This is a genomic window from Bradyrhizobium sp. CCBAU 11361 (assembly GCF_028128935.1).
Classification (GTDB): domain Bacteria; phylum Pseudomonadota; class Alphaproteobacteria; order Rhizobiales; family Xanthobacteraceae; genus Bradyrhizobium; species Bradyrhizobium niftali.
Genome location: NZ_LBJZ01000176.1, coordinates 69393 through 91785, shown reverse-complemented (window position 1 = coordinate 91785; position 22393 = coordinate 69393). Strand labels below are relative to the sequence as shown.

The 22393-nt window shown below is 65.6% G+C and carries 23 protein-coding genes and 1 pseudogene; 11 read left to right on the top strand and 13 right to left on the bottom strand.

The window, feature by feature from the left end; genetic code table 11:
* Nucleotides 1-50: 50 nt before the first annotated feature.
* Nucleotides 51-1415, bottom strand: a complete 1365-nt coding sequence (locus tag XI08_RS21310) for an MFS transporter (protein WP_333927861.1) — start codon at nucleotides 1413-1415, stop codon at nucleotides 51-53.
* A 24-nt stretch (nucleotides 1416-1439) separates the two neighbouring features.
* Nucleotides 1440-2207, bottom strand: coding sequence for a GntR family transcriptional regulator (locus XI08_RS21305; RefSeq protein WP_027549301.1), 768 nt, complete (start codon nucleotides 2205-2207; stop codon nucleotides 1440-1442).
* 175 nt (nucleotides 2208-2382) lie between these two features.
* Here XI08_RS21305 and XI08_RS21300 point away from each other — a divergent pair, with 175 nt between their 5' ends.
* Genes XI08_RS21300 through XI08_RS21290 form a run of 3 tightly spaced genes read left to right on the top strand, consistent with a single transcriptional unit; the run spans nucleotide 2383 to nucleotide 5422 of the window.
* Nucleotides 2383-3582 (top strand): mandelate racemase/muconate lactonizing enzyme family protein, encoded by a 1200-nt coding sequence (locus tag XI08_RS21300; protein ID WP_038967093.1) that lies wholly within the window; start codon nucleotides 2383-2385, stop codon nucleotides 3580-3582.
* Nucleotides 3583-3594: 12 nt separating this feature from the next.
* The gene (locus XI08_RS21295; RefSeq protein WP_027549299.1) at nucleotides 3595-4362 is read left to right on the top strand and encodes an SDR family oxidoreductase; all 768 of its coding nucleotides are present in this window, start codon (nucleotides 3595-3597) and stop codon (nucleotides 4360-4362) included.
* Between the two features lie 28 nt (nucleotides 4363-4390).
* Nucleotides 4391-5422 (top strand): L-idonate 5-dehydrogenase, encoded by a 1032-nt coding sequence (locus XI08_RS21290; protein ID WP_027549298.1) that lies wholly within the window; start codon nucleotides 4391-4393, stop codon nucleotides 5420-5422.
* Between the two features lie 70 nt (nucleotides 5423-5492).
* Here XI08_RS21290 and XI08_RS46410 read toward each other — a convergent pair.
* Nucleotides 5493-5854, bottom strand: a pseudogene (locus XI08_RS46410) (DUF2380 domain-containing protein).
* Nucleotides 5855-6539: 685 nt separating this feature from the next.
* Between XI08_RS46410 and XI08_RS21280 the strand changes: the two are divergent.
* Both XI08_RS21280 and XI08_RS21275 read left to right on the top strand, forming a co-directional pair.
* Nucleotides 6540-7922: a sensor histidine kinase gene (locus XI08_RS21280; RefSeq protein WP_271575833.1), complete on the top strand. Its 1383-nt coding sequence runs from the start codon at nucleotides 6540-6542 to the stop codon at nucleotides 7920-7922.
* A complete protein-coding gene (locus tag XI08_RS21275) occupies nucleotides 7919-8581 on the top strand; it encodes a response regulator (RefSeq protein ID WP_271575832.1) in 663 nt (220 codons plus the stop codon). The genes XI08_RS21280 and XI08_RS21275 overlap by 4 nt, the downstream gene beginning before the upstream one ends.
* Before the next feature lie 32 nt (nucleotides 8582-8613).
* Here XI08_RS21275 and XI08_RS21270 read toward each other — a convergent pair whose 3' ends face one another.
* Nucleotides 8614-9597, bottom strand: a complete 984-nt coding sequence (locus XI08_RS21270) for a VOC family protein (protein WP_271575831.1) — start codon at nucleotides 9595-9597, stop codon at nucleotides 8614-8616.
* A 146-nt stretch (nucleotides 9598-9743) separates the two neighbouring features.
* Here XI08_RS21270 and XI08_RS21265 point away from each other — a divergent pair, with 146 nt between their 5' ends.
* From XI08_RS21265 to XI08_RS21250, 4 genes are all read left to right on the top strand, one after another.
* Complete coding sequence (locus XI08_RS21265) at nucleotides 9744-10535, top strand: DNA-binding transcriptional regulator (protein ID WP_271575830.1); 792 nt, start codon at nucleotides 9744-9746, stop codon at nucleotides 10533-10535.
* Nucleotides 10536-10609: 74 nt separating this feature from the next.
* Nucleotides 10610-12118: a bifunctional 3-(3-hydroxy-phenyl)propionate/3-hydroxycinnamic acid hydroxylase MhpA gene (gene mhpA / locus XI08_RS21260; RefSeq protein ID WP_271575829.1), complete on the top strand. Its 1509-nt coding sequence runs from the start codon at nucleotides 10610-10612 to the stop codon at nucleotides 12116-12118.
* A gap of 26 nt (nucleotides 12119-12144) precedes the next feature.
* On the top strand, nucleotides 12145-12996 hold the full coding sequence (locus tag XI08_RS21255) for a fumarylacetoacetate hydrolase family protein (RefSeq protein WP_271575828.1): 852 nt from the start codon (nucleotides 12145-12147) through the stop codon (nucleotides 12994-12996).
* Nucleotides 12997-13042: 46 nt separating this feature from the next.
* Nucleotides 13043-14254, top strand: coding sequence for an ABC transporter substrate-binding protein (locus XI08_RS21250; protein WP_271575827.1), 1212 nt, complete (start codon nucleotides 13043-13045; stop codon nucleotides 14252-14254).
* A 3-nt stretch (nucleotides 14255-14257) separates the two neighbouring features.
* On the opposite strand, the gene XI08_RS21245 is transcribed toward XI08_RS21250, so the two are convergent.
* The 3 genes from XI08_RS21245 to XI08_RS21235 form a co-directional block, all read right to left on the bottom strand.
* Nucleotides 14258-15100, bottom strand: coding sequence for a hypothetical protein (locus XI08_RS21245; RefSeq protein ID WP_271575826.1), 843 nt, complete (start codon nucleotides 15098-15100; stop codon nucleotides 14258-14260).
* A gap of 204 nt (nucleotides 15101-15304) precedes the next feature.
* Nucleotides 15305-15796, bottom strand: a complete 492-nt coding sequence (locus XI08_RS21240; RefSeq protein WP_271575825.1) for an SRPBCC family protein — start codon at nucleotides 15794-15796, stop codon at nucleotides 15305-15307.
* A complete protein-coding gene (locus XI08_RS21235; protein WP_271575824.1) occupies nucleotides 15796-16203 on the bottom strand; it encodes an ArsR/SmtB family transcription factor in 408 nt (135 codons plus the stop codon). The genes XI08_RS21240 and XI08_RS21235 overlap by 1 nt, the downstream gene beginning before the upstream one ends.
* A 204-nt stretch (nucleotides 16204-16407) precedes the next feature.
* On the opposite strand from XI08_RS21235, the gene XI08_RS21230 reads away from it, so the two are divergent.
* Nucleotides 16408-17583, top strand: a complete 1176-nt coding sequence (locus XI08_RS21230; protein WP_442869850.1) for a serine hydrolase — start codon at nucleotides 16408-16410, stop codon at nucleotides 17581-17583.
* 71 nt (nucleotides 17584-17654) lie between these two features.
* Here the strand turns inward: XI08_RS21230 and XI08_RS21225 are convergent, their stop codons facing one another.
* A complete protein-coding gene (locus XI08_RS21225; RefSeq protein ID WP_027549285.1) occupies nucleotides 17655-18491 on the bottom strand; it encodes an outer membrane protein in 837 nt (278 codons plus the stop codon).
* 272 nt (nucleotides 18492-18763) lie between these two features.
* Nucleotides 18764-19468 (bottom strand): SDR family oxidoreductase, encoded by a 705-nt coding sequence (locus XI08_RS21220; RefSeq protein WP_271575823.1) that lies wholly within the window; start codon nucleotides 19466-19468, stop codon nucleotides 18764-18766.
* A 100-nt stretch (nucleotides 19469-19568) separates the two neighbouring features.
* On the opposite strand from XI08_RS21220, the gene XI08_RS21215 reads away from it, so the two are divergent.
* A complete protein-coding gene (locus XI08_RS21215) occupies nucleotides 19569-20411 on the top strand; it encodes a GNAT family N-acetyltransferase (RefSeq protein ID WP_271575822.1) in 843 nt (280 codons plus the stop codon).
* A gap of 86 nt (nucleotides 20412-20497) precedes the next feature.
* Here the strand turns inward: XI08_RS21215 and XI08_RS21210 are convergent, their stop codons facing one another.
* The 4 genes from XI08_RS21210 to XI08_RS21195 form a co-directional block, all read right to left on the bottom strand.
* Complete coding sequence (locus XI08_RS21210; protein ID WP_271575821.1) at nucleotides 20498-20956, bottom strand: hypothetical protein; 459 nt, start codon at nucleotides 20954-20956, stop codon at nucleotides 20498-20500.
* 205 nt (nucleotides 20957-21161) lie between these two features.
* Nucleotides 21162-21446: a hypothetical protein gene (locus tag XI08_RS21205; protein WP_027549281.1), complete on the bottom strand. Its 285-nt coding sequence runs from the start codon at nucleotides 21444-21446 to the stop codon at nucleotides 21162-21164.
* 12 nt (nucleotides 21447-21458) lie between these two features.
* The gene (locus XI08_RS21200; RefSeq protein WP_271575820.1) at nucleotides 21459-21899 is read right to left on the bottom strand and encodes a curlin; all 441 of its coding nucleotides are present in this window, start codon (nucleotides 21897-21899) and stop codon (nucleotides 21459-21461) included.
* Nucleotides 21900-21964: 65 nt separating this feature from the next.
* Nucleotides 21965-22387 carry a curlin gene (locus tag XI08_RS21195; protein WP_271575819.1) on the bottom strand — a complete coding sequence of 141 codons (423 nt, stop codon included), beginning with the start codon at nucleotides 22385-22387 and terminating at the stop codon, nucleotides 21965-21967.
* Nucleotides 22388-22393 lie beyond the last annotated feature (6 nt).

Here is a 22393-nt window from a genome sequence, read left to right as displayed (position 1 = left end):
CGGGAAAAGCCCGATCGCGGCCGTAGCGGCCGCGACCGGGCAGTGCGTCCTCAGTCGTTCTCGTAGCCGTAGACTTCCGGCAGGATGAAGATCGCAGCGAGCAATCCGATCATCGGGAAGATCGCGACCATCAGCGTGGCATTCGCCTGCCCGATCGCAGCGAACACCGTCGGGAACAGGAAGATCGCCAGGAACGACGGCAGCTTCACGAACATGTAGGCGAAGCCGCTGGCGGTGCCGCGGTACCTCGGCTTGGCGACCATGGTCGGGATCGTCATGCAGTTCGACGCGTCCCAATAATGGCCCCACAACATGGCGGCCGCTGCAAACGGCAGCAGGATCTTGTTGTCGGTGTAGAGCGCGAAAGCCGCGACCAGCAGCGAGGCCAGCACGATGCTGAAACCGGCGATCGCGATGCCGCGGTGGCCGATCTTCGGCGTCAGGAGCGGACCGACCCAGCCGGACAAGGCGGCGAAGCAGAACAGCGCCATCGTCACCAGGTTGATGCCGAGCACGCTCGACACGCCGACCATGACAAAGAGCACCGGCAGGTAGAACGCAAAGGTCGAGAACTCGCTGCCTTGCGCAAAGCAGGCGATCCAGCCGTAGACAGTCGCTCGCCAGCGGATCGGATCCTGCTTTAGGTCGGCGAGGAAGGCGCGGGTCGAGACCTTCGGCACCTCCACGTCATGGTTCGGCAGCATGTCGAGGTTGTCGTTGAACATCTCGCGCGCGACCTGCTTGGCCTCGCGGTAGCGTCCCTTCTGCACCAGCCACACCGCCGTCTCCGGCACGTCGTGACGCATGATCAGAATGATCAGCGCCGGCACCGCGCCGAGGCCGAGGGTCACGCGCCACAGCATCTCGTGCTGCATGTCGATCAGCAGGAAGATCACGATGACGCCGATGGTCAGCACCTCGCCGACCGCGAACATGAACTGCCAGCGGTTGCCCATGACCTCGCGCTCACCCTTGGCCATGGATTCCATGATGTAGGTGTAGCCGGTCGAAATATCCGAGCCGAGCGGAATGCCGAGCAGGAAGCGGATCACGATGAGCCAGGTCACGTTCGGCACGAAGGCCTGCGCCAACGCCAGCACGATGAACAGCACCATCGTCACCAGGAACATGACGCGGCGGCCGATCTTGTCGGAGAGCCAGCCGCCGAGCAACGCGCCGATGAGGGCGCCGCCCTGCGTGCCGGCCGCGGCGAGGCCCAGCATCAGCGGATCGGGATTGTACTGCTCCTTGATGAAGATCAGCACGAAGGCGATCGAATAGAGATCCCAAGCCTCGACCAGGATCGAGGCCATCATCAGCCAGCCGACCTTGTTACCCTTTGGACTGTAATTCGTGATCAGGTAGCGGACCGCGGCTTCGCTCGCGGTCGGTTGTGGCATCGCCATCGTCGACATTCTTCTTCCTTTCTTCAGAACTCTTTACGCGCCGAGCAGCGGCTCGATGCTGCAGTCGAGCAGGCGCGGGTCGATCCCCGCCTCCATGCCCGTGAACATCTCGCCCATGTAGTCGATCAGCGCATCGCTCGCCTTCACGGCGTCATCGACGCGGCGGCCGGCGACGGCTGCGAGAATGGCGAGATGATGGTCGATCGTGCCGGAAAGATCGGCCTGGCCCGGCATGAAGCGGTGGTGGATGTAGCCGATGCGCCGGTACAGCGTGTGCAGCGGCCGCAGCGTGTGCACCAGGAACGGCTCGCCGGCCGCCTCCAGCACCAGCGCGTCGATGCGGCGGTCGATGTGGTTGAACTCGTCGAGGGTCAGGCTGGCGCGGCGCTCGCGCAGCAGGCGCTCGATGTGCAGCGCCTGATTGCGATGCGACAGGCTGGCGCGATCCGCCGCGAGCCGGACGACAAAGCGCTCCATGTCACGGCGCAAGGCCAGCAGCATCCGCTCGCGCGCAAGATCGATCGGCGCGATGTGCAGGCCGTGGCGCGGACGGATGATGATGAGCGTGTCGGCGGACAGACGATTGACGGCGTGATGCACCGGTGTGCGACCGAAGCCGGTGATCTGCTGCAATTCCAGCATCGTCATGAACTGTCCGGGCTTGAGCTCGCAGTGGACGAGGAGCTCTTCGATCTTCTGATAGGCCAGCTCGAAGAAGTTGAGCCGGTTGCGCCGGGAGGGCTTGCCCTCGCCGTCGTCCTCGTTTCTGACCACCTCGAGCGCGCGCTTGCGCCGTGCCATGTCGTCCTCCTGTCAAGCCGCGCTCTCATTGCTGGGTGGCGCCCTATTTGTGGGACCCTTAAAACATGTTGTGATATATTACAAGCAGGCGTAAGACGTCCGCGCGACCTGCAACATGTTGCAGTGCGAAATGAGACTTGAGGCGCGAGGCGCCTGTGATGGGAGGATTGTTGCCGTGAAGATCACGTCGATCGAGACGCTGCGCACCGAGGAATTTTCCAACGTCATCTGGGTGCGCGTCCACACCGACACGGGCATGATCGGTCTCGGCGAAACCTTCTATGGCGCGGGCGCGGTCGAAGCGCAGATCCACGATACGTTTGCCGGCCGCCTGCTCGGCCGCAATCCCCTGCACATCGAGGCGATCCATCGCGACATGCTCAACCTGCCGATGGCGCAGTCCTCGACGGGCGTCGAGTATCGCGCCGCCTCGGCGATCGACATCGCGCTATGGGACCTGTTCGGCAAGGTCTGCAATCAGCCGGTGCACCAGATGCTCGGCGGCCTCTGCCGCGACAAGCAGCGCATCTACAACACCTGCGCCGGCACGCAATATGTCCGCTCCACCAATATCAGCCCGGTCGCAAACTGGAATCTCGGCGCCTCCAAGGGTCCCTATGAGGATCTCGACGGCTTCATGCACCACGCCGACGCGCTCGCCGAAAGCCTTCTGGAGAGCGGCATCTCAGCGATGAAGATCTGGCCGTTCGATCCCGCGGCGCAGGAGAACAAGGGTCTCTACATCACCGCGGCGCAGATGAAGCGGGCGATCGAACCGTTCGAGAAGATCCGGAAAGCCGTCGGCGACAAGATGGAGATCATGGTCGAGCTCCATTCGCTCTGGAACCTGCCGACCGCCAAGCAGATCGCGCGCGCGCTCGAACCCTACAAGCCGACCTGGTACGAAGACCCGATCCGCATGAACTCGCCGCAGGCGCTCGCCGAATATGCGCGCTCGACCGACGTCTGGGTCTGCGCCAGCGAGACGCTGGGCTCGCGCTTCCCCTACAAGGACATGCTCGACCGCGACGCCATGCATGTGGTGATGGCGGATCTGTGCTGGACCGGCGGCCTCACCGAAGGCCGCAAGATCGCGGCAATGGCGGAGACCTATCACCGGCCGTTTGCTCCTCATGATTGCATCGGCCCGATCGGCTTCATCGCCGCCATCCACATGTCGTTCAGCCAGCCCAATACGCTGATCCAGGAATCAGTGCGCGCCTTCTACAAGGGCTGGTACAATGAACTCGTCACCACAATGCCTGTTATCAAGGACGGCTATGTCTTCCCGATGGAAGGCCCCGGCCTTGGCGTCGACCTCCTGCCTGCGGTATTCGACCGCAGCGATCTCACCGTGCGCCGTTCCAACGTCTGAGGATTTCTTGAGATGAGCACCGCCCTTTTCGACCTTTCCGGCCACACCGCGCTCGTGACCGGTTCCTCCCGCGGGCTCGGCCGCGCCATCGCCGAGGGCATGGCCAAGGCCGGCGCCAGGCTGATCATCAACGGCGTCGACCCCAAGCGCGTCGAGCAGGCCGTCGCCGAGTTTCGCGCCGCCGGGCATCAGGCCGAAGGCGCGGCCTTCAACGTGACGGACGAGCCGGCGATCGTTGCCGCCTTCAACGACTTCGACAGACAAGGCATTGCCGTCGATATCGTCGTCAACAATGCCGGCATCCAGCACCGCAAGCCGCTGGTCGAGTTCACCACCGACGAATGGCGCAAGGTGATCGAGACCAACCTCACCAGCGCCTTCGTGATCGGCCGCGAGGCGGCCAAGCGCATGATCCCGCGCAAGCACGGCAAGATCATCAATATCGGCTCGCTCGGCAGCGAGCTCGCGCGTCCCACCATCGCGCCCTACACCGCCGCCAAGGGCGGCATCAAGAACCTGACCCGCTCGATGGCGGTGGAATGGGCCCAGCACGGCATCCAGGCCAATGCGATCGGCCCCGGCTACATGCTCACCGACATGAACGAGGCCCTGGTCAACAACACCGATTTCAACAACTGGCTGATGGGCCGCATTCCCTCGAAGCGCTGGGGCCGGCCGGACGAGCTGGTCGGCGCGGCGATCTTCCTGGCGTCGGACGCCTCCACTTACGTCAACGGCCAGATCATCTATGTCGATGGCGGCATGATCGCCGCGATGTGACCCGCGAAGCCTATTGAGGAGCGAGCCCATGCGCGCCGTCGTCATTCACGCCCCGAAAGACCTGCGGATCGACAGCTACCCCGATCCGGCACCCGGCCCGGGCGAGGTCCGCGTCAAGATCGCCAATGGCGGCATCTGCGGCTCCGACCTGCATTACTATCATCACGGCGGCTTCGGCGTCGTGCGCATCCAGCAGCCGATGGCGCTGGGCCATGAGATCGCCGGCGTGGTCGCAGCCGTCGGTGACGGCGTCACCAGCGTGAAGCCGGGCACGCGCGTCGCGGTCAATCCGAGCAAGCCGTGCGGCCAGTGCCTGCATTGCCAGGAAGGCATGCGCAACCAGTGCCTCGACATGCGCTTCCTCGGCAGTGCGATGCGCTTTCCCCATGTGCAGGGCGGTTTCCGTGAGTTCCTCACGGTCGATGCGACGCAGGCCGTGCCGATCGCGGACAAGCTGTCGCTGGCCGAGGCCGCGGTCGCCGAACCGCTCGCGGTATGCCTTCATGCCGGCAAGCAGGCCGGCCCCCTGCTCGGCAAGCGCGTGCTGATCACCGGCTGCGGCCCGATCGGTGCACTGATGATCCTGGTCTCGCGTTTCGGCGGCGCCGCCGAGATCGTGGTGACCGACGTCGCCGACGCGCCGCTCGCGGTCGCCAAGAAGCTCGGCGCCACCCACGCCATCAACGTCGCGACCCATGCCACCGCGCTCGATCCCTGGCGCGCCGGCAAGGGCGTGTTCGACACGCTGTTCGAGGCTTCCGGCAACCAGGCGGCGCTGCGCATCGCACTCGACGTGCTGAGGCCCGGCGCCACGCTGGTGCAGCTCGGCCTCGGCGGCGAGATGACGCTGCCGATCAATTCCATCGTCGCCAAGGAATTGCAGCTGCGCGGCACCTTCCGCTTCGATCCCGAGTTCGAGCTCGCGGTGCGGCTGATGGGCGAAGGCCTGATCGACGTCAAGCCGCTGATCACGGCCACCATGCCGTTCGAGAACGCGGTCGCCGCCTTCGAGCTTGCCAGCGACCGCGCGCAGTCGATGAAGGTGCAGTTGACGTTCTAGAGCATGATCCGGAAAAGTGTGCGGCGGCTTTCCGATAAGATCATGCTCAAAATCAAGGTCATGGTTGGCGCTATTGGCTCTCGATCAGCCGGTCACTGACCAGCCGCACAGCCCCGCGCTTCCAGGAATAGTCCGCGCCCATGCGCAGGCCGCTGTCGCCGCGTGACACCACGGCGCCGGTCCTGGCATCGCGGACCTGGAAGCCGAGCGTGTACTCGGTGCGGCTGACACCACGCCGATCAGCGATTGGTCGGCGCCGAGCCTTTGCGCAATCGCCGCCTCGCAGCCGCCACAGTCCCGCAAGGCACGCGCCTTCACCGCCTCGCCGCTGACATCGACGATGCGGTAGCGACCGGATTGGCCCAGCGCCTCGCGCACGCTGCCGGTGACCTCAGCCAGGTACGACGCATCCGAACTGGCCGAGACGCCCATCGACGCCGCGGTCATGTCCTCGAGCTCGAACTCGAACACCGCCAGCGCGACCGGCGCTTGTGCGCCGAGCGCGGCCATGACCTCACGCGACACGAAGATCTCGGCGCGCTCCCATGATTCATCATTGTCGCCGCGGAAGGTGTAGAGCTTGTCCATCACGATCTTCTTGGCACCGACGTCGATCACGGCGACCTTGGCCCATTGCACCAGCGTGCTCGTCTTCTGAATGCCGCCGATCACCTTGAAGGCCGCGCCGTCCTGCGTCGACGGCACTGGCCGGTAGCGCCCGTCCGCACTGATATCGCGCCTGAGCGCGGCCATGAACGCCGACAGCCGCCGCTCATGGGCGGCGGTCTGGTTGGCCGGCTCGGCCGACGTATCGGTATAGCTGAAGTCGTCCATGGCAACGCCGATGGCGACCTCGGCGCCGGCCGGCGAATAGGCCGCCGGAAGGACGACAAGGAGAAGGGCGAAGATCAACCGGGACAGGTGCATGAGCGGGCCTCGTGTGACGCAGCGGCCCGAAAAACTGGATGGTCGCCGCAGGCCATGCACCCGTGTCCGTCCCGGCGAGTGCCGGGAAAATTTCACGACGTTGCACTGCGGTAAGCGCAGCGCTTTCCGCCGCTTGCGTTCTGCCGTTTAATGCGGAGGCAACAAACCCGTTCGCGCCAGGTGCCCGCCGATGTGGAACCGCCCGAGATCCGATCTCAAGGTCCGTCTGACGTTGCGCGTGGCCGCAATATCGGCCGCCTGCTTCGCCGCGATATCAGCCTATTTCCTGGTCACGGCTGACCGCGAGGCGCATGCGCGCATCGACGGTATCGCCGCCATCGTGGCGAAGTCGCTGGAGCTGCAACAGGGCAAGGTCCAGTGGGTGGCAAGCCCGCGCTCGGACTTCCCCAATCTTGACCCCGTATCGGCCTACGTGATGACGCCCGGCCTGTGTCTGGCATTCCGTGGCACGAGCGGCGACATACTCCAGCGGTTCTGTAGTGGCGCGCCTACCCCGGCGAACCCGCCGCCGCAGGTCTTCGCGGCCTTCTATCGCAGCCTGTTCGACCCCGGCCGCGAGGCGGCGCGGCCAGTGATCGTACGCGGAGCGAAGCTCGGCGAGACCGTGGTCTCGGTCGATCCGGCCGTGCAGACGGCGGAGGCCTGGCACGAGGCCGGCCGCCTGATGATCGCGCTTGCGATCGCACTGCCGCTGCTCTGCGCACTGGTCTATGCGGCACTGGCGCGGGCGCTGCGCCCCACCCGAATGATCCGCACCGGCCTCGAGCGGATCGCGGCCGGCGACCTCGCCGCACGGCTGCCGCCGTTCGACCTCGCCGAGCTCTCCGCCATCCGCGACGTCTTCAACCATCTCGCCGAGAGCCTCGACACCGCGCTTGCCGAGCGCAGCGAACTGACGCGAAAGCTGATCGCGCTCCAGGACGAGGAGCGCCGCCATCTCGCGCGCGAGCTGCACGACGAGTTCGGCCAGTCGCTGGCCGCCATCCGCGCGCTCGCCTCATCCGCCCGCCAGACCGCCGCGCAGGACTGCCCCTCCCTGCTGTCCGAATGCGACGGCATCGCACGGACCGCTACCGGCATGATGGAGATGCTGCGCGGCACGCTGTTCAGGCTGCGTCCGCCCGATGTCGAAGAGCTCGGGCTGGTCGCCAGCCTCGAAGGCCTGGTCGCCGGCTGGAACGGACGCAGCCGCGGCGAGACGCGGTTTGCGATCCGGTTCGACGGCGCCTTCGAGACCCTCCCGGCCGCGATCAGCGCCAGCCTCTATCGCATCGTGCAGGAGGCCCTTACCAACGCCGCCAAGCATGCCGACGCAACCAAGGTGAGCCTGGAATTGACGATGCATACCGACGAGATCGCACTTGCGATCGACGACGACGGACGGTCGAGCGATCCCGCCGCGAAATCCGGAATGGGCCTGCTCGGCATGCGCGAGCGCGTCGCGGCCCTGCGTGGCCGACTGAGCTTCGAGGCCGGCCCGCATGGCGGCACTGCGCTGCGCGTCACCATCCCTGTCACCGCCGATCGGCCGGTGCTGGAGCACGCGGCATGAGCGCGGCCGACGCAACCATCCTGCTGGTCGACGACCATTCCGTCGTCCGCGAAGGCTATCGCTCGGTACTCCAGAAGCAACCGGGCCTGCGCGTCGTCGCCGAAGCCGCCGACGGCGCGGAGGCCTACCGTCTGTTCAAATCCGAGGCACCCGACCTCGTCATCATGGATTTGAGCATGCCCGGCATCGGCGGCATCGAGGCCGTCAGGCGGATCAGGCAGTGGGACAAGGGCGCAAGAATCCTCGTCTTCACCATGCACCAGAATGCGGGCTTCGCCGTGCAGGCGATCCGGGCCGGTGCGAGGGGCTATGTCACCAAGATGAGCCCGCCCGAAACGCTGGTGCGCGCGGTGATGGACGTGCTCGCCGGCAAGATCGCCATCAGCCCCGACATCGACCACGAGCTCGCACTGAGCCGCATCAGCGGCGAGAGCTCGGCTGCCGACGTCCTCACGCCGCGCGAGTTCGAGGTGCTGCGACTGCTGCTGGCCGAGCAGACGACGGAGGAGATCGCCGAGACGCTCCACGTCAGTCCGAAGACGGTGGCGAACCTGCATTCACTGATCAAGGACAAGCTCGGCGTCGACTCCGACATCGAGCTGGTCCGCCTGGCACTGCGCCAGGGAATCTTGACGCAGGTCGATCTCGGCGAGGCCTGACCTCAGCCTGCGCTATCCCGCTTGGCCGCTGATCATTCGCGCGCGACCACCGCGTCCAGCCATGCGCAGTTCAGCGGCGGCACACGCGGGTCGGCGACGCGCACGCCGCGGGCCGCTGCGTCCAGCCTCATGTCCCGCAAGCGCTTGCGCTGCTCCTCCGGCATGTTGAGCCGCTCGTGGCCCCATAACGACGGGCCGTCAAAGGTCTCGTGCGGCTGCCAGGTCTCGGGCTCGATGATGCGACCGCCCCAGCCATATTCGATGAAGAAGCCCGAGGGCGTATTCACGTAGAACGAGGTCATGTGGTCGTTGGTGTGCCGCCCCAGCGTATAGGCAATACGGCCGTCATCGAGCTGCGCGAGGTCGTAGCCCTGCCCGACATCGTCGAGGCTCCCGAGCTCGACCATGAAATGATGCAGCGCCCTGCGTCCCGAACCAACCATCGCAAAGCTGTGGTGGCGGCCGTTGACGTGGAAGAAATAGAGCCCATAGGGCTTGAGTCCGAAATCGGAGACGTGGAAGCCGAGCACGTCGCGGTAGAACGGCAACAGCGGCTCGACGTCCTCGACGTTCAGCACCACGTGCCCCATGCCGAGCGCGCCGGTGCGAAAGCCCGAGATCGGTCGCCCCGGCTTGAACGGCTCGGTCGCAAGCTCGGGCTTGCAGAAGGCCTCAAGCCGGTTGCCGGCAGGGTCCGCAAACGTGATCAGCTCGGCCACATGCCGTTCGTCCGCGAGTGCGCGCGATCCGCGCGTCACACTTACGCCGTAGCCCTCCAGCCGGCCGGCAAGCCCGTCGAGCTCGGCGGTTGAGGGAACTTCCCAGCCCATCACCGCCAGCCCGGCATCGCTGCTGCCGTCGACGATCAGCCGCTGCTTGCGGTCGTCCATGCGGAAGGCCCGCATCTTGCCGCCGCGATCGACCTGCTGCATGCCGAGCAGCCCTGTCGCCATCCGGCTCCACTGGTCGATCTGCGACGAATTGATCCCGACATAACCAAGCGCGGTGATTTCCATCGACGTCCTCCCGAGGGCATCGCACCCGCCGCATCGCGGCGAACTTGATACCGGCCGCGCACGATCCTACGGTGGCGTCCGCGATCGCTTCGCGCTTGCAATGACGATAGTCGCGGAGCGAAGCGGCACAAGGGAGGAAATGCGAAGTGTCCAAGGAGCGGACGCGGACCGGAGCGCCGCGGCAGTCGGAGGGCGTCCGTGCCTTCAAGCGTGGTCTGGACGTGCTGCACGAGGTCAATCGGTCCGGCGGCATCCGCGCGGGCGACGTTGCCCGCGCACTCGACCTGCCTCGCCCGACCGTCTATCGCCTGCTCGAGACGCTGGAGGAACTCGGCTATGTCGCCCGTAGCGCCAGCGACGACCGCTTTCGCGTGACCCGGCGCGCGCTCAGTCTCGGCGACGGCTACGATCCCGGCGTGGTGATCTGCCAGGTGGCGGCGCCCTATCTGGCTGAACTGAGCAAGAACCTGGTCTGGCCGGTCGATCTCTCGACATATGAGAACGCGGCGATGGTGGTACAGGAAACCACGCATTCCCGCAGTCCGCTCTCGATCGACCGCGGCATGATCGGGAAACGCCTGCCGATGCTGCGGACGTCCGCGGGCCGCGCCTATCTCGCCGCCTGTCCCGTGCGCGAGCGCGACCTGATCGTCAATCATCTCCGCCGCATCGACGAGGCCGACGATCGCCCCTTCCTCGACGAAGCCCGCCTCGACCGCATGATCGCGGAGACCGCCGCGCGCGGCTACGCGATCCGCAGCGAGGGCGAATACAACCCCAAGACCGCCTCGATCGCCGTGCCCATCGTTCGGAACGGCGCCGTATTCGGCTGCATCTCCATCATCTGGATTCGCTCGGCTCTCGGGATCGAGGAGGCGGTGGCGCAGTTTGCAGGACAGCTTCAGGAGACGGCGTCGGCCATTCCGGTCGAGGTCTAGCGGTCCGTCCGCTGGGCGGACACTTGGCGCAGCGGCATTGATGCCGCGGTGCGGCTTGGGGAAGAGATAGCCCCATGCAGGATAAATCCGCCCCCGAAGAGTTTGATGTCGTGATCGTCGGCCGTGGCCCGGTCGGCGCGACACTTGCCAATCTGCTCGGCCTGTGCGGCGTCCGGACGCTGGTGCTGGACCGCGAGGCGCGGACCCATCACCTGCCCCGCGCGGTGCATTTCGACGACGAATGCATGCGCGTGTTCCAGACCATCGGCCTCGCCGACGCGATCCTGCCGCATGTCATCCTCAGCCCCGGGATGCTCTTTCTCGACGCCGGCGGCAGGATGCTGCTGGACTGGTCGCGCCCGCAGACGCTCACGCCGATGGGCTGGAATCTCAGCTACCGCTTCCACCAGCCTGATCTGGAGGACGTGCTGATCAGCGGCCTTGCGCGCTGGCCGCACGTCACCCTGCGCAGCCGCTGCGACGTGTTCGCACTGGATCAGGACGAGACCGGCGTGCGCGTCCGCTACGAGGATCTCGCCAACGGACAGCTCAGCGAGGTGCGCGCCGGCTATGTCATCGGCTGCGACGGTGCCCGCTCTCTGGTGCGCCGCTTCATCGGCTCCGGCATGGACGATCTCGGCTTTCACGAGCGCTGGCTGGTGATCGACGTGCTGCTCAAGCGCGACCGCGCCGACCTCGGCGACTACAGCATCCAGCACTGCGATCCCCGGCGGCCGGCGACCTATGTCCGAGGCACCGGCAGGCGGCGGCGCTGGGAGATCACGGTCCTCCCGGACGAGGATTCGCAAGATGTGGCGCAGCCGGCCAAGGTCTGGGAGCTGCTGTCGCGCTGGATCACGCCCGACGATGCCGAGATCGAGCGCGCCGCGGTCTACACGTTTCATTCCGTCATCGCGCAGCAGTGGCGGAGCGAACGGCTGCTGCTCGCGGGCGATTCCGCACACCAGACCCCGCCCTTCCTCGGACAGGGCATGTGCGCCGGCATCCGTGATGCGGCCAACCTCGCCTGGAAACTCGGCGCGATCATCCGCGACGGCGCCGCGCCCGAATTGCTCGACACCTATCAGAGCGAGCGCCAACCGCATGTGCGCGAGTTCATCGAGCTCGCCATCCGCCTTGGCGGTCTCATCAACACCAAGGCGATCGAAGCCGGCCTGGCGGTCGGCGAAGTCCGCGCGAATGCGCCGGTCAAGCTCGAGGTGAAAAAGCCCCTGCTCGGCCCCGGGCTTGCGCTCGACGGCCTGCCATTGGCCGGGCATCTCGCACCGCAGTTCGAGTTGCGCGACGGACGCAGCAGCGACGACCTGACCGGTTATAACCATGTGCTGCTCGTCGAGACCGCGGCCGCGCTGCCGTCGCGTCTCACCCTGTCGCAGTCCGGGATCGCGATCCTGACCGGCGACGACGCCCAAGGCGTCGGGCCCTGGCTGTGTGGGCACGGCATCATCGCCGCGCTGGTCCGTCCCGACCGCTATGTGCGCGGCACTGCCCGCAACGACTCCGAGCTCGAACGGCTCGTCGCCGCCGTCACTGCTCCAACCCACGTGCCGTCCGCGGCCTGACCGAACCCGCATTCCAAGGATATCTCATGAAGCTGCTCTCTTTCATCGCCGACGGTCGCGCCTCCTTCGGGGCCATCAAGGACAACGGCGTGGTCGATCTCGGCGCGCGCATGGCAGGCCTCAGGACACTGAGGCAGCTGCTCGAAGCCGATCGCGTTGCCGAGGCGGCAAAGCTCGTCGCGTCCATGACGCCCGATCATGCCCTCGACAAGATCAGCTTCGCACCCGTCATCCCTGATCCGGGCAAGATCATCTGCGTCGGCCTGAACTATCGCGACCACGTCGCCGAATCCGGCCGTACCGTCACCGAGAAGCCGGCGCTGTTCGTGCGCTTCCCCTGTAGCCAGGTTGGCCATCTCCAGCCGATCGTGAAGCCAAAAGTCAGCGACGATTTCGATTATGAGGGTGAGCTTGCGCTCGTCATCGGCAAGGAAGGCCGCCACATCCCCGCACACCGCGCGCTCGACCACATTGCCGGCTATTCCTGCTACAACGAAGGCAGCATCCGCGACTGGCAGCGCCACACCAGCCAGTTCCTTTCCGGCAAGACCTTTGCAGAGAGCGGCAGCTTCGGCCCGTGGCTGGTGACGGCGGACGAGATCCCCGATCCGTCAAGGTTGACCTTGCGGACCCGGCTCAACGGCACGGTGGTACAGGACACCACCACCGATCTCCTGATCACCGCCATCCCCGGGCTGATCGCCTACATCTCGACGATCTGCCCGCTGGTCCCCGGCGACGTCATTGTCACGGGCACGCCCGGCGGCGTCGGCGCAAAGCGCACGCCGCCTTTGTGGATGCGCCCCGGCGACACCGTCGAGGTCGAGATCTCCGGCATCGGTGTCTTGCGCAACAAGGTCATCGCCGAACCGGAGTGACCTCTGCCTTCGATCAAATCAAAACGATAACAAATCAGGAAACGCCATGGCCATTCACCGCACGACCTCCACCGCCATTCTGCTGATCATGCTGGCGCTCGCAGGCACGGCCGCACGCGCCGAAATCAAGGGCGAAGCCATCCGGATCGGCGTCCTCACCGACATGAACGGGGTTTTCGCCACTGCCATGGGCCCGGGCTCGGTCGAGGCCGCGCGCATGGCTGCGGACGAGTTCGGCGGCAAGATCAATGGCAAGCCCGTCGAGATCCTGCAGGCGGACCATCAGAACAAGCCGGACCTCGCAGCCTCACTCGCGCGAAAGTGGTTCAGCGACGGCGTGCAGGCGATCGCGGACGGTGGCAGCTCGGGCGCGGCGCTCGCGGTGCAGGAGCTGGTGCGCGGCAACGGCAGGATCTTCCTCGTCTCCGGCGCAGGCGCCAACCAGCTCACCGATGAGGCCTGCGCGCCAACCAGCGTGCAATGGACCCAGGACGCCTACTCCACCGCAACCGCCGTGGTCTCCGGCATCATGCAGACCAGCAAGGAGCCGTGGTTCTTCATCACCGGCGACTACGCCTTCGGCCATTCGATCGAGGCGACCGCGCGCGCCCGCATCACCGAGCTCGGCGGCAAGGTTGCCGGCAGCGTGAAAGCCCAGCTCGGCACGCCCGACTACAGCTCGTTCCTGCTGCAGGCGCAGTCCTCGGGTGCAAAGATTCTCGCAATCAACGTCGCCGGCGACAACGCCACCGCGATCAAGCAGGCCGAAGAATTCGGGCTCGCCGCGCAGGGCATGAAGATCGTGCCGATGTCGTTCCAGAATGTCGATATCGAAGCGGTCGGCCTGAAGGCGACGCGCGGCGACCTTATCGTGACCTCGTTCTTCGAGGACGTCTCGCCGGCGGCGCGGAAATTTTCCGATGCGTTCCATGCGCGCCGCAAGGCGATGCCCTCGCAGATCCAGGCAGGGGTCTACTCCGCCGTACGCCACTATCTGCAGGCCATCAAGGACACCGACTCGGACGACAGCGCGATCGTGATGGCCAAGATGAAGGCGACGCCGGTGTCGGATGCCTACACCACCAACGGCCGCATCCGCGAGGACCAGCGCATGGTGCACGATCTCTATCTGGTCCAGGTCAAAACGCCGGAAGAGTCAAAAGGCCCGTGGGATTTCGTCAAGCTGGTCGCGACGATCCCGCCCGACCAGGCCTTCCGCCCGCTCGACCGCAGCAAGTGCAGCCTGGTCGGCAAGTAACGCTCAGGCCAGATAACGCGTGAGATAGCCTTCCATCGCGTAGAGCGCGCAGAGCGCCAGGCTCGACCAGACCGCGGCGGTGAAATACAGGAACATCCAGGTCAGCTCGCCCTTCCAGTGCGCGATGTCGTGGGTCACCACCCACCGCGTTGCGACGTCATGCAGGCCTTCGAGGAAGCCGAGCAGCCTGTTGCCCTCTTCATGCCCTGCCCGCCAGCGGCTGAGATACATCGGCACGTCGACGGTGACGAGGAAGGCGAGGAAGCAGGCGATGCCGACGATGCCGGCGATCAGCGCCCAGCGCACCACGCCCTGGAATTCCGGCATCAGGCGACACAGCGCAATGCCGGCGAGGAAAAACGTCACCGCCCACAGCGAGTTCTCGATCGCGTTGTAGAGGAAGTTCGTGGTGACGACCGCGTACCACGAGAAGCACTCCGCGATGATGATGATGGGCACGATCACAAGCGCGATGTTCACCGCGGTCTCCGCCCCCGTCATGTGACCTAGCTGATGCAGGATGATCGCCCATTGCGCGACGAAGCACAGTTCGGCCACGGTCGCGACGGTGCGGCCGACGAACACGCTGGAGAGCCAGGTGTCGAACAGACAGATGCGCTGCACGTCGGCGCGCGGCAGGAACGATCGGAACGCGCAGCCGAACACATAGCCGGCGCACAGCAGGAACATCAGCCCGATATCCGAACCGCCGCCGGCGCTGCCGGCAACGGTCGGATAGAACTCGCGGTACAGCATGAACCAGACGAGAATGTTGGCACTGCTGACAAGCGTGAGCGACCCCCACCACCACGCGAGGGGATTTGACCGCGCCTGCCACTGCAACATGAATCGCTCCGCCGTAATCGATGTGACATCTAACGGTAGCAATTCTGTCATAAATCAGCGGCACGACGCGACAAAAATCTACGTTATGGCGCTGTCATAATTGACCTGCGCGCTGTCATATTCGCGAAGGCGGCTGCTCTCCCCATGCGTTTCCGAGCTTATTCCGGGGCGCCTCTTCGAGGCCCCCGGAATAACGCGGGGACTCTATTTCTTCATCCCACCAACATACCCCGCGAGCTTATCCAGCGTCTGGTAGCCGTATTCGACGGCGCCAAACCCGATCATTCCGTCGCGCTGCTCCGTGCTCGAGGCCAGTTGCCGCATCATCAGCACGGTCTTGCCGTTGCTTTGCTCGGCAAAGGTGAGGGTGAAGCGGAACATGCTGGGATCGTCGTCCTGGTCGACGCCGTGATCCATCTCCATCAACTTCGGCCGCTCGATGCGGCGGAAGCGCATGCGGTTCGGATAGACGGTGCCGTCAGGACCGATCATGTTGAAGCGCCAGACGCCGCCGACGCGCACGTCGATCTCGAAGGTCTCGATCTTGAATCCCTTCGGCCCGAACCATTGCGGCAGGTGCTTCGGATCGGACCACGCCTCGAACACCAGATCACGCGGCGCGTCGATCACGCGCGACATCACGATCTCGCGGTCGATCGACCATTGCGACAGGGCGGCGTTGGCAGCATTCGTCATCACTCAGTACCTTTCCGTTTGCTTGGCTTGTTGGTTGTCTTGTCGGTCGTTCCGGACGGCTGCCTGGCAGCCGCCCTCTCCTTCTTGAGCTTCATCACATAGGCCTCGAACCGGTCGAGACGCGCCTCCCAGATCGCGCGCTGGTGCTGGAACCAGTCTTCCGCACCGACGAGCGCCTCGGGGCTGAGGCGGCAGGTGCGTACGCGGCCGGACTTCTCCGACTGCACCAGTCCGCTCAGCTCCAGCACGTGGATGTGCTTCATGAAACTCGGCAGCGCCATGTCGAACGGCTCGGCGAGCTCGCCGACCGAGGCCTCGCCGGCACATAGCCGCATCACGATCGCCCGCCGTGTCGGGTCGGCGAGCGCGGAAAAAATCTGGTCCAGTCGAGACAATTGGTTAGCCATGTAGCTAACTATAGACCCGCCGCGAACCCATGTCAATTATTGTTAGCCGACAAGCTAAGTAAAATCCGTCGGCGCGGCCGCACGCGGGATCGGCGGCTGGAAGGTCCGCTGCGGAACTTCCAGCGCGCGATTGTGAATTGAGGCGGGACGCGGTTTGCAGGTACGACTGCCGCCGGGGGCGTCGGCAATCTGTTCATCAAGCGCGTGTCCCCACTTGTCACCTCACGACCTCTTTCGATCAGCCGGCGTGGCTTCGCCAAGGCGGCCCTGCTTCCGCTCGCAATCAGCCTCATCAGCCCGCGCAAGGCGGCCGCGGATTCCGACATGATCGCGCAGATGCGCGACATCGTCGCCAACGAGCTGGCGCCGACCGCGACGCCGGACCAACCGGGCGGCCTCGCCGCCGCGCTCTATGCCGGCCGCCATGTCGAGTTTTTCAACTACGGCTTTGCCGACGACACGACGCGATGGCCGGTCACATCGGACACGCTGTTCAACCTCGCCTCGCTGCGCAAGCCGTTCGAGGCGACGCTGGTCGCGCTCGGCACGCTTCGCGGCGAGTTGCGGCTCGAGGATCCCCTGCCGAAATACCTGCCCGAGCTCACCGGCGACAGCATCCGCCGCGTCACCGTCGGCGAGCTCGTCACGCACACGTCGGGACTGCTGCTGCCGACCGACCATCCGCCCTGGCCCAACGAGCAGTTCTCGCGCGCACAGTTCATCGAGATGCTCAACGCCTGGAGACCGCGGGCTGGCGAAGCGCCCGGCAGGCAGCGCATCTACAGCCATGCCGGCTACGTGCTGCTCCAGCTCGTGCTCGAACACTGTTACGGCGCGCCGATCGCAACCCAGTTCGAACAGCGCATCTTCAAGCCGCTGGGCATGACCGCAACCTCGGTGCCCGAACGCGGCGAGGACAATCGCCCCGTCATGGATGCAGCGTGGATGCAGCGGGTCGTCCAGGGCTATTCGGATCAGGGCATGGCGATCGGGCCGCGCGGCAACCAGCAGAGCTATTTTGACTTTCCCGGCACTGGCCAGGTGTTCTCTTCGCCGCGGGATCTTTCGACCTTCGTTGCGGCCTGCGTCGATGGCCGCTCGGTCGATCCGCACTTGCGCGAGGCGCTACGGATGACCCAGCACGAGGCCTTCCGCGTCGACGAGAAATTCGGGCAAGGCATGGCCTGGGAGACGGTGCATCTTCCCGAGGCCACCGTCGTCGACAAGCCGGGCGGCCTGAACAACGCCTCCGGCTATCTCGGCCTCGTGCCGGCGCGGCGGCTCGGCATCGTGCTGCTGGCCAATCGCGGCGAATATCCGCACGAGATCGCGCGCTACAGGATCCTGCCGGCGCTGGCGAAGCTCGTGGCCTCGCACTGAAGCCGGCCCTCGAAACAGAAAGCCCCGGCTGAGCCGGGGCTTTCCACGCCAGATCAGGAACGGGATGAAGCTCAGTATCTGGCGACGACCGGTCCGCCGAACTTGTAGTTCACGCCGACACGCACGATGTTCGACTTGATGTCCACCGAGTGGGTGAAGACGCTGCTCGGGAAAGGCAACGTGCCGGCGGAGCCGACCAGGTTGGTGCTGGTCGCCGTAGCGCGGCCCAGATCGACGTAGAGATATTCGGCCTTGAGCGACCAGCCGCCGCCGAAGGCATATTCGGTGCCGACGCCTGCGGTCCAGCCGATACGCGTGTCGCGGATCGTTCGGGATTCGGCCGCACCACCGAGGAAGGTGTCGGTGAACGTGAAGTTGCCCTTCACCTCGGAGATCGCGGCACCACCGGTGCCGTAGATCAGCCAGGTCGGAGCCGCCAGGAAACCGAGGCGGCCGCGGATGGTGGCGAGCCAGTCAGCCGAGACCGACGAATTGACGGTGAAGGTGTCCGGTGCGCAGCAGGGATACAGGGCCGTGCCCGAGGCACTACCCTTGAAGCCGAAATAGTTGATGTCGCCTTCGAGGCCGAGCACGGCATGGTTGACCTGCCAGTTGTAGCCGGCGGTGAAGCCGCCGGTCACGCTGGAGCTGTTGATGCCCTGGGCACCGACCGTGTTGACGGCGGGGACGCTGCTGGCGTTGAAATAGCCAGCCGGAGTAAACACGGTCGAGGTGCTGGGATCGGAGCTGCCCCACTGCCCGCCGACATTGCCGCCGACGTAAAATCCGGTCCAGTTGTAGGCCGGCGCCATCATCGGCGCCTTGGTGTACTGCGCCGCGAGGTCGGCCGCCTGCACCGATGCCGTGCCCAAAACAACCGAAGCGACCGCCAGCAAAAACGTCTTCATTCCAGTCTCCATGCCCACGCGATCAGCTCGCGTTTCGAATGCGCGCGGGCGAGAGGCATCCGGCGCAGATCGGGCATAGGCTGCCGGCCCCATGCCGTCTTGGGCTGTGACGAAGTTCATAGGGACTGTGACGTAGTGTGCGCCCCACGTCGCGCGAGCGGATGAGGAGTGTGACCCAGCGGCCACGCCTCGTCCTTCATCGGCGGCGCGCAGCGCGCGGCCGTGTCGCATCACGACAAGGCCCGCGCGAACGTGATGCGAATCTGCCGGCGTCAGACCGAGCGCGTCAGCCCACCGTCCACACGGATGTTCTGGCCGGTGATGTAGGCTGCACCGTCGGACGCCAGGAACGAGATCGTCGCTGCGATCTCCTCGACCGTGCCGTAGCGCTTCATCGGGACGCTGTCGCGGCGCGTATCTAGCTGCGGCAGGCTGTCGATCCAGCCCGGCAGCACGTTGTTCATGCGGATGTTGTCGGCGGCATGGGTGTCGGTGAAGATCTTGGTGAAGGCGGCAAGGCCTGCGCGGAACACCGCCGAGGTCGGAAACATCGCGCTCGGCTCGAATGCCCAGGCGGTCGAGATGTTGATGATGGCGCCGCTCTTCTGCGCCTGCATCACCGGCATCACCAGCCGGGTCGGCCGGATCACGTTGAGGAGATACGTATCGAGTCCGGTGTGCCACTGCTCGTCGGTGATCTCCGTGATCGGCGCGCGGGGTCCATGGCCCGCGCTGTTGACGAGCACGTCGATGCGCCCCCACTTCGCCATCGCGCCGTCGACGAGGCGCTTCAGATCGTCATTCGACTTGTTGGAGCCGGTGACGCCAAGCCCGCCGAGCTCGGCCGCCAGCGCCTCGCCCTTGCCGGAGGACGACAGGATCGCGACGCGAAAGCCGTCGGCCGCAAGCCGCCGCGCGGCCCCTGCCCCCATGCCGCTGCCGCCGGCGGTGACGAGAGCGACTTTCTCTGTTGCCATGACTGATCATCCCTGTCTTGAGGCGAGCCGCGGGCCCGGCCTATCATGAGGCCTTCTACCGCCAGACTTGCCGGCAGGTCCACCGTCGAAGGCATCCGCCATGAGCGATTTGCAGATCCGCAATTTGCGCCCCGAGGAGATCTCCATCGCCGTCGACTGGGCCGCGGCGGAGGGCTGGAATCCGGGCCTGTCCGATGCCGCCTGTTTCGCCATCCCCGACGCGCAAGGTTTCTTCGTCGGCGAGATCGGCGGCGAGCCGGTCGCGACCGTCTCCTGCGTCAATTACGATGACCGCTTCGCCTTTCTCGGCTTCTACATCGTGCGCGCGGACTTCCGCGGTTCGGGCTACGGCCTGCGCATCTGGAACGCGGCGATCGCGCATGCGCGTCCCCGCGTGATCGGCCTCGACGGCGTCGTGGCGCAGCAGGACAACTACAAAAAGTCCGGCTTCCAGCTTGCCTACGCCAATATCCGCTATGGCGGCACCGTCGCCGCGCCACCGGGGCCGCCCGCCGACGTCGTCGCGCTCGACACGATCCCGTTCGCGCTCGTCGAAGCCGACGACGCAACGGTGTTCCCCGCGCCGCGCAGCGCCTTCCTGCGCGCCTGGATCAAGACTTCAGGCCATGTCGGCCGCGCGCTGCTGCGTGACGGCATGCTCGCCGCATGGGGCGTGATCCGCCCGTGCCGGACCGGTCGCAAGATCGGCCCGCTCGTCGCCGACGATCGCGCGGCGGCCGAAGCGGTCGTGCAGGCATTGCTGGCGAGCGCGAACGGTGGCGAAGTCTTCCTCGATGTCCCCGCCGTCAATCGCGAGGCCATCGCGCTCGCGGAACAGCTCGGCCTCAAGCCGGTGTTCGAGACGGCGCGAATGTACACGGGGCCGATCCCGCCGCTGCGGCTCGACCGTGTCTTCGGCGTGACCAGCTTCGAGCTGGGTTAGAGCATGATCCGGACCCGAAGGGCCGCGTTAGCGCAAAGTGTGAAGCGGTTTTCCGAAGAGATCATGCTCAAAAAGCAACGCGCTGCTCAGTAGCAGCGCATGATGTTGACGGTGTGCTCGCCGCCGCCGCGGCCGGGCACCGTCACCTGCTCCGTCGGGCAGCTCGGCACATAGGGCCGATCGGACGGCACCACGTTGGGCGGGAAGCGATGCGTCCAGTCCCAGGGAACGTCATAGGTGTAGGTGTAGCGCACGTCGGTGGAGAGCGGTTGTCCGGCATCGGCGAAGGGCTGGCTATAGCCTGCGCCGTCGTAAAAGAACCCGCCTCCGCCCGGCCAATAGACCCACGGCGTGTTGCGGCCGCGGAACCGCGCACCCGGCGCGACCGGCGGACGCATTGCCGCAGTCGGCGGCGCCGCAGTGAACCCATGCGGAGCGGCGCCGCCGGGCCTTGAAAAACTGTCGCTGGACGAAAGGAGCAGCGCGGCTGCGCTGAGCGAGGCGAGCAGCGCCCCAAATGATCTGCCATGTGATCTGGACATCATGATACGCACCAACTCGTTTGGCTTCGGCGGCTCCCCACCGCACGCTAGGCCGGGCTGTCGCCCACCCGCAAACCTATAATTAATTATTGGTTAAGACACGGGATTAACGGGGAACCCGGTGCGGCAGAACGCCCGGAATTCCGCCTTTGCAACGAGGCCCGTCGTCCTGTCACGGACGACGGGCCTTCTTGCGACAGCGGATGTGTCAGTGGTCTTGCTGGTGCTTGCGCAGCCAATCGAGCAAGTCCTGCGCATTGCCGGTGCCCTGCGTCACGATCGCGGTGTTTCCGCCGCTGCGCCGGTACACGGTGGTGCGCCCGGGCTCTTTCTCGATCCTGACCTCGGCCTGCGCGGGATCGCCGCTTTGCGTGATCGCCGCCGTCCCGTTTTCGTCCTGGACCACCGTGGTATGGCCATCGCCGGCCCCGGCCGGCGCCATCGCAACCACGCTCATGAATCCTATTCCGGATGCGAGCAGGAGCAACCTCATGTCATACCTCCATCATCGGCCGAACTGAAAGATCGCCAGCCAGTTGAAACGTCCGAACTGCCTTACCGCTCCCGAGTTCATGTCGCCGATCTGAAGCAGGAGCGCGTTGGTGGAATTGCCGATCTGGGTGATGTCGGCGGTGTTGCTGAGGCCGGACTGACCGATCGCAGCGTTGGTGGTGCCGCCCACCTGGATCACATTAGCATAGTTGCGCGTGCCGTTCTGGATGATGGTCGCATCCACCGTTCCCGTTCCGCCGATCTGGATCACCCGCGCGATGTTGATGCGGCTGTTCTCCTCGATCGTAACAGGCTGGACGTCGTTGCCGAATTGCACGATCGTCTCGATGCTCACGTTCCGGTTGGTCACGCTGCGGTGGACCGATCCGGCCGGCGCCTGCGTCGCCGTGCCGACGGCGACAAGCAACGCCGCCACAGCCAGAACCCGCTTCAAGGCCTCTCTGCCGCACCGCATCGCGCTTCCCCGCTGGTTCCCGACGCCGATGAGTTCGCGCGTCCTTACGGACCGGTCTGGACGATCGTCGACGTGTTGACCTTGCTGAATTGCGCCACCGTGCCCGTGTTCATGGCGCCGAGCTGTGACACGAGACTGGTCGCCGATTGGCCGGTCTGGCCGACGAAGGCGAAATTGTTCATCCCGGCCTGCCCGATCGACGCCGAATTCGTCCCGCCGAATTGCAGGACGCCTGTGGCATTGTTGGTGCCGTTCTGGACAACGGTCGCGCTGGTGCTGCCGCCGATCATGAACACGCCCGCCATGTTGAGCTGACTGTTCTGGTTCAGCACGACCGGCGGTCCGCCGACCGACACGATGGTCTTGATGTCGGCGGTCTGGGCGCCGGCCGATCCGGCGCCGGCGCAGCCGAGAGCGAGCGTTGCGGCACCCGCGCTTCCCAAGAGACGTTTCAAGAGACGTTTCATGACGTG

Coding starts and splice junctions, on each gene's coding strand:
- XI08_RS21310 (WP_333927861.1), bottom strand. CDS start 1,415: ATGTCGACGATGGCGATGCCACAACCGACCGCGAGCGAAGCCGCGGTC.
- XI08_RS21305 (WP_027549301.1), bottom strand. CDS start 2,207: ATGGCACGGCGCAAGCGCGCGCTCGAGGTGGTCAGAAACGAGGACGAC.
- XI08_RS21295 (WP_027549299.1), top strand. CDS start 3,595: ATGAGCACCGCCCTTTTCGACCTTTCCGGCCACACCGCGCTCGTGACC.
- XI08_RS21290 (WP_027549298.1), top strand. CDS start 4,391: ATGCGCGCCGTCGTCATTCACGCCCCGAAAGACCTGCGGATCGACAGC.
- XI08_RS21280 (WP_271575833.1), top strand. CDS start 6,540: ATGTGGAACCGCCCGAGATCCGATCTCAAGGTCCGTCTGACGTTGCGC.
- XI08_RS21275 (WP_271575832.1), top strand. CDS start 7,919: ATGAGCGCGGCCGACGCAACCATCCTGCTGGTCGACGACCATTCCGTC.
- XI08_RS21270 (WP_271575831.1), bottom strand. CDS start 9,597: ATGGAAATCACCGCGCTTGGTTATGTCGGGATCAATTCGTCGCAGATC.
- mhpA (WP_271575829.1), top strand. CDS start 10,610: ATGCAGGATAAATCCGCCCCCGAAGAGTTTGATGTCGTGATCGTCGGC.
- XI08_RS21255 (WP_271575828.1), top strand. CDS start 12,145: ATGAAGCTGCTCTCTTTCATCGCCGACGGTCGCGCCTCCTTCGGGGCC.
- XI08_RS21250 (WP_271575827.1), top strand. CDS start 13,043: ATGGCCATTCACCGCACGACCTCCACCGCCATTCTGCTGATCATGCTG.
- XI08_RS21245 (WP_271575826.1), bottom strand. CDS start 15,100: ATGTTGCAGTGGCAGGCGCGGTCAAATCCCCTCGCGTGGTGGTGGGGG.
- XI08_RS21240 (WP_271575825.1), bottom strand. CDS start 15,796: ATGACGAATGCTGCCAACGCCGCCCTGTCGCAATGGTCGATCGACCGC.
- XI08_RS21235 (WP_271575824.1), bottom strand. CDS start 16,203: ATGGCTAACCAATTGTCTCGACTGGACCAGATTTTTTCCGCGCTCGCC.
- XI08_RS21225 (WP_027549285.1), bottom strand. CDS start 18,491: ATGAAGACGTTTTTGCTGGCGGTCGCTTCGGTTGTTTTGGGCACGGCA.
- XI08_RS21220 (WP_271575823.1), bottom strand. CDS start 19,468: ATGGCAACAGAGAAAGTCGCTCTCGTCACCGCCGGCGGCAGCGGCATG.
- XI08_RS21215 (WP_271575822.1), top strand. CDS start 19,569: ATGAGCGATTTGCAGATCCGCAATTTGCGCCCCGAGGAGATCTCCATC.
- XI08_RS21210 (WP_271575821.1), bottom strand. CDS start 20,956: ATGATGTCCAGATCACATGGCAGATCATTTGGGGCGCTGCTCGCCTCG.
- XI08_RS21205 (WP_027549281.1), bottom strand. CDS start 21,446: ATGAGGTTGCTCCTGCTCGCATCCGGAATAGGATTCATGAGCGTGGTT.
- XI08_RS21195 (WP_271575819.1), bottom strand. CDS start 22,387: ATGAAACGTCTCTTGAAACGTCTCTTGGGAAGCGCGGGTGCCGCAACG.